The sequence below is a fragment of the Mucilaginibacter aquaedulcis genome (genome assembly GCF_030409325.1).
Taxonomy (GTDB): Bacteria; Bacteroidota; Bacteroidia; order Sphingobacteriales; family Sphingobacteriaceae; genus Mucilaginibacter; species Mucilaginibacter aquaedulcis.
Genome location: NZ_JAUFPR010000001.1, coordinates 282,000 through 292,917 on the forward strand (window position 1 = coordinate 282,000; position 10,918 = coordinate 292,917).

Annotated in this window: 1 protein-coding gene; it reads right to left on the reverse strand. The window is 43.1% G+C overall.

From position 1 onward, the window contains the following. Nucleotides 1-4 precede the first annotated feature (4 nt). Complete coding sequence (locus tag QWZ01_RS01150; RefSeq protein ID WP_290321373.1) at nt 5-10,912, reverse strand: non-ribosomal peptide synthetase; 10,908 nt, start codon at nt 10,910-10,912, stop codon at nt 5-7. Nucleotides 10,913-10,918: the final 6 nt, after the last annotated feature.

Genomic DNA, 10,918 nt, shown 5'->3' on the forward strand with positions numbered 1-10,918 from the left:
ATTCTTAAAACTCAAACACTTCATTATCATTATCAGGTACTACTGCCTGTACCTGCCTGCCTTTTGTTTCATTGATCAATAGCTGCAATTCAATAGCAAAACTTTCTATATCAGGATAATCAAACAGCTTTTTTAATGGCATATCAACCTCAAACTCGGCCCTTACTCTTGACATACATTGTGTGGCCAGCAGAGAGTGCCCGCCAAGTGAAAAGAAATTGTCCCTGATGCCAATTTGTGGCAGGCCAAGTACAAGTGTCCAGATGGCATGAAGCTTTTGCTGAAGCTGATTTGCAGGCGGCAAATAATTATCATCAACCAAAACACTCACCTTATAATTCTCCTTCAGTGCCTTGCGGTCTATTTTACCATTTGGGGTAAGTGGAAGTTTATCCAAACTGGTAAAGGCTGATGGTATCATATAGGCTGGCAAACGGGCAGCCAATACCTCCCTGATCATGGTGGAGGAAACGTTTTTCCCCTGCTCCATGATCATAAATGCCAGCAGGCAATCATTGTGCTGATTATCCTTTCCTGCTATTACAACCGCCTCGTTTACATCCACTATTTCCTTAATTACCGACTCAATTTCACCGGTTTCTATCCTGAAACCCCGAATTTTTACCTGCTGATCAATCCTTCCTAAAAATGTAATAGTACCGTTCGGTGCCCATTTTGCCAGATCACCGGTGCGATAGATAAGATCGTCAGGAGATACAGCAAATGGATTGGCAATAAACCTTCCACTTGTTAATTCTGGCTGACCCAAATATCCTTTGGCCAGGCCCTTACCTCCAATATATAACTCTCCGGCTACGCCTATAGGAACCGGTTGCATTGCATTATTGAGTATGTAGAATTGGGTATTTGCAATGGGGCCACCTATCAGCGCGTACCCATTAGCCGCCAAATGCTGCTCTGGATCAATTTGAAGCACGGCCGACCATATAGTGGTTTCTGTTGGCCCATACATATTCCATACTGATTGTGTCCGATTCACCAGTTCCCGGGCCAATTCATTTGGCAGGGCTTCTCCACCGCACAAGGTTTTTAGTGATGCAGAACCCTCCCACCCGTTGTTCAGCAACATTTGCCAGGTTGTAGGAGTGGCCTGCATTATGGTTGGTTTTATTTTTTGCAGGCAGGCTATTAATCTTACCGGGTCAGCAGCTATTTCATCAGGCAACAGGGCCAGCGTAGCACCGCTGATGAGCGGAAGAAATATTTCGAGCCCGGCAATATCAAATGATATGGTGGTAACAGCCAGCAGTACATCATGGGCAGTAATTCCGGGTTCTGCTTGCATAGAAGCCAGGAAGTTGCTCAAGGCACCATGGCTTATCTGCACACCTTTGGGTTTACCCGTAGAACCTGAAGTATAAATAACATAAGCAAGGCTCTCCAACGTTACTTTAATAGCTAGTTCAGTTGCTTTATAAGCATCTATGCCGCCCTGTATTTCCTGAGTGGTTAATACCTTAACTTCTTCCTGCTGCCAAAGGGCACCGTATTTTTGTTCGGTTAGTAACAGGCTGGCTTTAGAGTCATGCAACATATAATGCAGGCGCTCAGCAGGGAATTTTGGATCTAATGGTAAGTAAGCCGCTCCGGATTTAAGGATGGCCAGCAAGCAGATCACCATCTCCGGCGACCGATCCATACATAGGGCAACCAATTCGCCCGTTTTTAATCCGGTACTTAACAAATAATCAGCAAGCTTATTGGCGCGTGAATTTATTTCGCCATAGCTGTAGTTTTCGCCATCAAACAACAATGCGGTAGTATCCGGCTGTATTGATGCATGTGCGGCAAACGCTTCTGAAACCGGCTGGATAATGTCTGCCATAGGTTCCCGTGCATTAAAGGTATCCAGGATGAGTGTTGTTTCTTCCTGATCGGCAAGTGAAACCTTACCTAAAGCTTGATCTATTCCTGCCGAAAATTCCTTCAGAATATTAAACAGATGGTGTAATAACCTATCAATGGTTTCTTCTGCAAACCGGGAAGCATCATAGCTGATACGGAAAGTAAGCGCATTGCCTGGTAATACCATGAGTGTTATGGGGTAATGCGTTTGTTCAGAAAACTGAACTTCTCCAATGGTCAAATCCGATATCCCTTCATCAACAGATTTATCCACAGGATAATTCTCGAATATGATCAATGATTCAAACAGTGGCTCGCTTCCTGTAACTCCGGAATATTCACGAATTTTGGTTAAAGAGGTATAAGAATAATTATCGCGTTCCAGTTGTTTGGCTTGTAAATCCTGCAGCCATTCACTTAACTCTTTATCGTTATTGATGCCTACCCGCACAGGTACCGAATTGATAAACAGGCCCACCATTTTTTCAACGCCTTCCAGTTCGGGCGGGCGTCCGGATACCGTTGCACCAAATACAACATCATCCGTACCTGAATACCTGCCTAAAAGTAAGGCCCATGCCGCATGAACAAGAATATTTAAAGTAACACCTTCATTTTGTGAAAGCTGTTTCAGTGAATTTTCCAACTCCGGGCCAAGCTCTTTTATGCATTCCTGCATCCGCACGCTTTTACCCGATAAGTCTTTATGCTGATCGATACCAAAAGGTGTAGCGTGATGAAACCCTGACAGATAATTATCCCACCATTGTTTTGCGGCGGCTTCATCTTGTTTAGCAAGCCAGTTTATAAAATTTACATATGGCCTGGTATAGCTAATTTGTGGCTCGGTACCCGAAGTTAAAGCCTCATACTGATCAAATACCTCCCTGAGAATAATGGGCAGGCACCAGCCATCCATTAAAATATGATGATGCGTCCAGCAGAAGAACCACTCGTTGTTTGGCAGATGACTGAGTTGGAAACGCATTAAAGCAGGCTCCAAGAATGTAAAAGATTGTTGAATATCCGAATCAAGAAATGTTTTGATCTCGTTTTTATCAGCCCAGCTGGCCTCATTCCATATAATATCTGCTTTGGTGTAAACAACCTGTGCGGGGTTGTCAAGTCCATCCCAGAAAAAGGCAGTGCGGAAAATATCATATTTGTTAATTACATTTTGCCAGGCCTTTTTAAATAAGCGCGCGTTCAGTTTACCCTGAATGGTTACACTCAGCTGCTCCCTGTAGGATACAGAGCTGGGGTTAAGCAGCGACTCAAAAAGCAGCCCTTGCTGTAATGGCGCCAAGGGATAAACATCAGCTATATCACGTAGTGAATAACCACTCTCCTTTATCTGCTTAGCCAGTAAACTAAGGTTTTGCTCATTTAAAACCGATACAGGAAAATCGACAGGACTGATACCGGCAGCTTCCGGCTGCATGCAATGATCAATAAGCGCGTGAAGATTTGAGATAAATGAACTTACCAGATCATGTATTGTGCTATCCCTGAGTTGGCTTTTATCGTATTCAATTCCGATTTTAAGCTGCCCGTTTATAATGATCAGGTTGGCGCTCAGTAAATATAATGGCCTATTATCTGGGCTTTGTTCAAAGCCACAGTCGGCATCAGAAAGTCTCCAGCCATTATTTTCCGGTATTGCAGTGCCGCTTTGACCGAGATAATTAAATATAACCTGAGGATGCAGACCCAAGGCAAAACTTTCTGATTCATTTGACAGGTATCTCAGCAAACCATAGCCTACTCCTTTATTAGGTATGCCTCGGTATTGTTGTTTTATAGATTGCAGAATTTCCGCGGCCCCGGCATTTTCAGGCATAGTAAAAACAGCCGGAAAAGCAGATGTGAACCAGCCGATTGTACGTGAGATGTCCAGGTCATCAACTAAGCTTTCCCTGCCATGTCCTTCAAGTTGTATTGTTACAGTTTCACTTTTTAACCACTGCCCAAGTGATAACACAAATGCAGAAAGCAAAACCTCCTGAATATGGGTACGATAAGCTGCTGGAACAACCTTAATTAAATTTTCTGTACGGCGCTCGTCTAAATAGGAAGCAATAATACCGGTTGAACTATCACCTGCTGAATTAATCACATTATCAAGCGGGACAAGCGGCGTTTTTATATTGCTGATTTTTTTCCAGTAATTGATCTCATCTGCCGAAATATTGTTTTTAGCATATGCTGTTGTAGCCTCAACCCAATCTTTAAAGGAATGTGTTTTTTCGGGCAGGCTTGACTTAGATGCAGAACCCAGTATATTGAAAAGATCTTCCAATAAAATCCTCCATGAAACGCCGTCAATTACCAAATGATGCGCGATCAGCAATAACCTTGATGGCTCATTATTACCCATTTTAAAAAGTGTAGCCTTAAATACCGATCCCTTTTCAAGGCTTAAGCCAGCCTGAATGTCATTGGCTATTTCAAGGAATTTATTTTCTTTTTCTTCGTCGGTAACCTCAGTCAGATCATAGTTATGGAAAATTTTATCAGCCGCATCAAGCATTATCTCTTGCACCCAAACGTTACCTGTTTCCTGGTAATAGCGTGCACGTAAAACATCGTGATGGGCTATTAATTTTTGAAGAGCCCGTTCAATTGATTCCGCGCTCGTTTCCTGATCGGTTTCTAACAGGGCAGCCTGGTTAAAGTGGTTGGGCCAGGTTAATTGCTGTTCAAAAAACCATTGCTGAATTGGAGCCAGCGGAACCTTTCCGGATATTTTACCCTGCTCTGCCGTTGTTTTACTTTTTTGTTTCGCAACCGCTGCCAGTGAGGCTATGGTCTGGTTTTCAAAAAGATCTTTCGGTGTAAATTCCAACCCGGCCGATCTTGCTCTTGAAACAATTTGAATACTCAGAATAGAATCGCCGCCAAGCTTAAAAAAGTTATGATGAATACCGGCTTTCTCCACTCCAAGTACATCCTGCCATATGCGGGCAAGTATCCTTTCCTGTTCGTTTCGTGGTGCTGTGTATTCATTTGTTTTGCGCACAGCACCCTTTGCATAAGCCAGAAGTGCCTTTTGATCTATCTTCCCGTTCAGGGTTAAAGGAATTTCATCCAAAACCACGATGCTATTAGGTTGAAGATAAACAGGCAGTTTATCTTGAAGAAATTCTTCCAAACTAATTACCCCCTCATCTAAAACAGGTTCTTCCGTAATAAAGGCTACAAGCCGTTGATATCTGTTGGCATCCTGCTGCACCTGCACCACAGCCTGTTTAACAGAGGGGTATTTTTTCAGCGTTTCCTCTATCTCACCAGGTTCAATCCTGAATCCCCGTAGTTTTACCTGCCGGTCAATACGGCCTATATAATAAATATTACCATCGGGCAGGAACTTTGCCATATCGCCTGAACGGTACATTTTCGCGCCCGCCTTTTTTGAAAAAGGATCGGCAATAAATCGTTCACTGTTGATCTCCGCTAAATTGATGTACCCTGCAGATAGGCCTGTACCGCTGATAAACAATTCGCCGGGTATTCCTGGAGGTAGCGGCATCAGGTTTTCATCAAGAATGTAAATAGCGGTATTACCAATGGGCCGGCCTATATGTAAAGGACTTTCATCTAAATCACACAAGGTAAGGGATGCGCAAACCGTATATTCTGTAGGGCCATATGCATTGATAAAATTGCGTTTTTTGCCCCATTGTGCAATAAGCTCGGGTTGGCAGGCCTCACCTGCAACTATCAATGTTTCTAATAAAGGTAGCTCCGCATACGGAAGTGCCTTAAGAATAGACGGAGGAATTATTACATAGGTGATCTTCGTGCTTTCGAGCAATGAGATCAGGTCGGGGCCCGGAAGCATTTTTGCCTTTGTTGCCATAACTACTGTTGCTCCGGCATGTAAGCAGGCAAATATTTCGGCAATGGAAGCATCAAAACTCAGGGAAGCGAATTGCAATGTTTTGCTGTTCTTATTCACCAGGAATCCCTTTGCCAGTTCAATGGATAAATTCAGTAAACCAATATGGCGCAACATTACCCCTTTCGGGTTCCCGGTTGAACCTGATGTATAAATTATATAAGCCAGCGATTCAGGATCAATGACAGGCTTGATGAAATTACCGACTCCGGTATAACTTACTGCTTCCCGGTTGTTGATAAATGGCAGGTTAAATTCCTCCAGTATATTCTCTTCGCCGGCAATAAAATTCACTTCAGCATCGCTAAGCATAAAACTTATCCTGTCCAGCGGGTAGTCGGGATCAATGGGTACGTATACACCGCCCGCTTTCATGATTCCTATAATGGCTGATAATATACGGATGGACCGGATGGCGATAACCCCCACCCTGTCTCCTTGTTTTAAGCCCCGGTGCTGCAAATAACGGGCAAAGTTTTCGGCTTCACGCTCCAGTTGCTGATAAGTTAGTAACAACCCATCATATTCAAAAGCAATATGTTCCGGGCTTTCTCCGGCTATTTCTGTAACCCGGTCTAATACTGTTTTGCCTGCCGGTAAGGCACGATCGGTACTGTTCCAGTCATAAATTATTTTCCTGTATTCGCTTTCATTCAGCAAAGGCAGTGTTTTTAAGTTTTGCTTAGGATTTTCAGAAACCTTCTCTAACAGACCAATAAAATGACCTGCCATCTGCTCAATTGTTGATGGTAAAAACAGATCATTATTGTATTCCATTATACCCTTAAGTCCGGTATCGGTATCCTCCATTGACAGGTACAGATCATATTTGGCAATGGGCCGTATCAAGTCCTTTGGCGTTATTCTCAGCCCGGGGATTTCAAACGCCGGCATAGGCATATTCTGCATATTAAAGGCAACCTGAAAAATTGGGCTGTAGCTCATATCCCTTTCCGGCTGCAACTCGTCGATTACCTGATCAAATGGAATATCCTGATGCGCATAGGCCTCAAATGCCAGTTGTTTTACCTGTTCAAGTAATGCAAGGAAATTATCGGCCACACTAAGTTCTACGCGGTAAACAATAATATTTACAAAAAAGCCTATCAATGCCTCCGTTTCTTTACGGTTACGGTTTGCAATTGATGAGCCAATCAACAGGTTGTTCTGTCTGCTGTATCTTGATAACAACAAAGAATACGCAGAAAGAAGTGTCATAAAAAGGGTGGCTCCCTGTTTATTACTTAAATTCCTGAGTTTAGCAGATACTTCTGCAGAAACGGTAAACCTGTAGGCGCTACCGTTTTCTGTGCGAATAGCGGGCCTTGGTTTATCCGTTGGCAGATCAAGTATAAATGGCGCACCGGATAATTTATTTTTCCAGTATGATAGCTGCCTTTCATAAAAATGTTCATTTTTAAGCGTGCGTTGCCAACAGGCGAAATCAGCATATTGAATTGGCAACGGACTAAGCGGGGAAGTATCGCCCGATGCATACGCCTGATACAGTGTGATCAATTCGTTAATAAATACTCCCGACGACCAGCCATCAGAAACGATATGATGCATGTTGACGAACAATATATGCTCTTCTTCAGAAACGGCGATTAGTATAGCCCTTATCAATTGATCATACTGGAGATCAAACGATTTTGCCGCTTCATTGGCAATTAACTCGTAAAATAACTGCTCTCCCTTATCGGCAATTGTTACCGTAGGAATGATAAATGGCTGTGCCTCCTTTACAAGCTGATAGGCTTTTCCATCAACATCATGAAAGTTTGTTCTGAGTATTTCGTGCCTGTTTATAATTTCCGTAAATGCGCTTTGTAAAGCATCCTTGTTCAGGACACCCTCAATTTTAATAGCTTCGGGAATATTGTAAGATGACGACTGCCCCTCCAGCCTGTTCAGGAACCAAAGTCGCTGCTGGGCAAATGACAGTAGCGACCTTTCCCTTCCCGTTACACGAACAATAGGCGGCAGATCATTCTCTGAACTGCCGCCTTTTAATTTTTCGATTAAAGAGGCCAACTCTTCGATAGTTGGATTTTCGAGCACCTCTTTCACCCCGATACTAACCTTAAAGGCAGCACGGATACGCGAGGTCATTTGGGTGGCGTTCAATGAGTGCCCTCCCAGTTCAAAGAAATTATCGGTTATACCGGGTGCTTGTACCTTTAATATTCCAGCCCAGATCACGGCTATAACCTCCTGAACAGGATTACCGGGTATACGGTAAGTTACAGGTAACTGTTCTTCTGCTTTTAATCCACTTATCAAAGCTTTTTTATTGGTTTTACCATTTGCCGTAAGTGGAAAATCAGTCAATACCTCATACTGGGCAGGAATCATGTAAGCCGGTAGATATTGCTGTAATCTACCTTTTAAATCTTCCTTATTAAAAGATGCCGGGTCCTGCATTTTAACAAATGCAGTAAGGCTTATTTCTGCCGAATCATTTTTAACGGGCAGTACGGCAGCATCTATAACGTTTGGATAATTAAGAATATGGCTTTCTATCTCACCGGGCTCTATGCGGTATCCCCTTACTTTTACCTGTTCATCACTGCGGCCAAAATATTGGATACTGCCATCCTCAAGCCAGCAGCCGATATCACCTGTGCGATAGATCTTCTGCCCGGCTTCAAACGGTGAATCAATAAATCTTAAGGCACTTTGTTCTGGCTGGCCCATATAACCTTTAGCAAGGCAAGTACCGCCAATGTAAATTTCTCCCTTTATCCCGATGGGGACAGGCATCGAGGCTTGGTTCAAAACATAGATGGACGTATTAGCGATAGGCTTGCCTGCATTTATTTTACCGACCGAAACAGCAATAGCTGTACACCCGATGGTAGCCTCCGTAGGGCCGTATTCGTTAAAAATAATTACTCCAGGCCACTTATCATTTACAATTTGCACATGCTCATCCTTCAAAGCCTCACCGCCAACAATCAGCGTTCGCAGCTGATTATTGCCTTCCTCAATATCTTTTAGCAACGTTATGTGCGATGGGGTAAGCTTAACGGTATCAAGCGCTCCATTCGGGCCAAAAATATCTTCTACTGCTAAGCCAACCTCTGTATCTTCATATATTTTTATGGTTTTCCCTTTGCTCAGCGGAATAAAAATGCTTGAAAGCGTAAGATCAAAAGCAGGCGAGGTAAACAACGGAAAATTGCCTCCTGAAGGATTATGGTCAAAATAATATTGATTGGCCCAATGAATGTAGTTAAATAAACTTAAATGATTTATTTTAACTCCTTTAGGCTTGCCAGTAGAACCTGATGTGTAGATCAGGTAAGCCGCGTCGTCAGGGTTTACACTAATATCAGAAATTGGCTCCGAAGCCACAACTTTGTTCTTGGTAACCTGTGAATCGATCAGTAAGATTGATTCGCTTTCAAATTCCTCTAAAAGATCGGCTTTATCACTGATAAATACCTCTACCCCGGCATCAGTAATGATGGATTGGATGCGTTGCAGCGGCAATGTGGCATCTATAGGTAAAAACGCGGCCCCTGCCTTCATAATACCTAATACCGATACTACCAGATCAATACTTTTATCCAGTAACAAGGCTACTATGTCGCCCTTCCTTGTCCCTTTTGAAAGTAGTGTATCGCGCATAATATTGGCACGATCATTCAATTGTGCATATGAAACACGTTCATCACGGCAAACAATGGCAATATTACCAGGAGTTTCAGCTGTATGTTTACTAATAAGGTCAAGTATTGTTTGATCAGATGGTAAAACACGCTTTGTACTGTTAAAGCTGATAAGCACCTCTTCCCTCTCAGCCTCGCTTAGTATGGAAACCTTTGCAGGCGATTGTAATGGATCATTTAAAACAGAGCGGATAGCTGTTTCCAGGTGAACAAATACTTTCTCTATCTCTGCCTGGCTGAAACTATCCTTAAAATAATTCATCTGAAAGCGGATCACCTGCCCCCGAGGAATTATCATCAGCGTAAGCGGATAATTGGTTTCTTCAAATGATCTTACATTTTTTATCTCTAATCCGTCAAAACCCTGCTGGGCAGCGGCATCAAAGGGATAGTTTTCAAAAACCAGCAAACTCCTGAACAATGGCGCGTCTCCGGATACGTCCGAAGCTTTTTTGATATCCACTAAAGGGGTAAAAGAAAATTCGTTTCTTTCATTGTTTCGTGCCTGCAAGTATTTTAGCCAGCTAACCATGTCGGTATCGTGGCTTATATCGGCCTTTACGGGCAATGAATTGATAAAAAGCCCTACTATTGATTCTACATTTGGTAGTTCAGGGGGACGGCCGGAAACCGTTGCTCCAAAAACCACCCGATTTTCACCGCTGTAAGTACTCAATAATATGGCCCATATGCCCTGCATCAAGACATTTGCAGTTATACCGTTTTGCTTAGTCCACTCCAAAATTGAGGCCGACAACTCTGGCGAAAGATCATATGAGCATTCGGCATACCCGTGGCTTATATTATATTTATCGGCCAATACGGCATTACCTATTCCTAAAGCAGTTGGCGTGTTAAACCCGGCAAGTTCATTTTTCCAGAACGCTTTGGCTTTTTCCTGATCTTGTTTTCCGAGCCATGTTATGTAGTTTTTAAATGGCGGGGTAGCCGGAAAATGAACCGGCTTGTGAACTAAGTTTGCCTTATATCTTTTAAACAACTCATCCAGAACAATGCCCGAGCACCAGCCATCCATCAGCATGTGATGGTGGCTCCAGATAAACTTCCATGAGTTTTTGCCTGTATTGATCAGTATGCAGCGCATTAATGGAGCCTGTTCATGATCAAAACCATGCCTGCGGTCATCACGCAGCAGCAGATCAAATTTCTCATTGATCTTGTTTTGATCAAACATGCTCCAGTCGAGCGTTTCCCAGGGTAAGGTTGCGGTTTTATGTACTACCTGAACAGGTTTATCAAGCCCATCCCAATGAAAAGAAGTGCGAAAAACGGCATACCGGTCAACTATTTCCTGCCAGGCTTGCTGAAAGCCTGCTAAATTAATTTCTCCCTCAAAATCACAGCTTACCTGTTCAAAGTAAGCTTCAGCCTCTGGTTGGGCCAGCATGTGAAATAACATGCCTTCCTGCATGGGTGAAAGCGTATAAATATCTTCTACCTGATTTTTGTTCATCGCCGG

Excerpts from the sequence above, each read along its gene's own strand:
- QWZ01_RS01150 (WP_290321373.1), bottom strand. The coding sequence starts at position 10,912 with ATGAACAAAAATCAGGTAGAAGATATTTATACGCTTTCACCCATGCAG.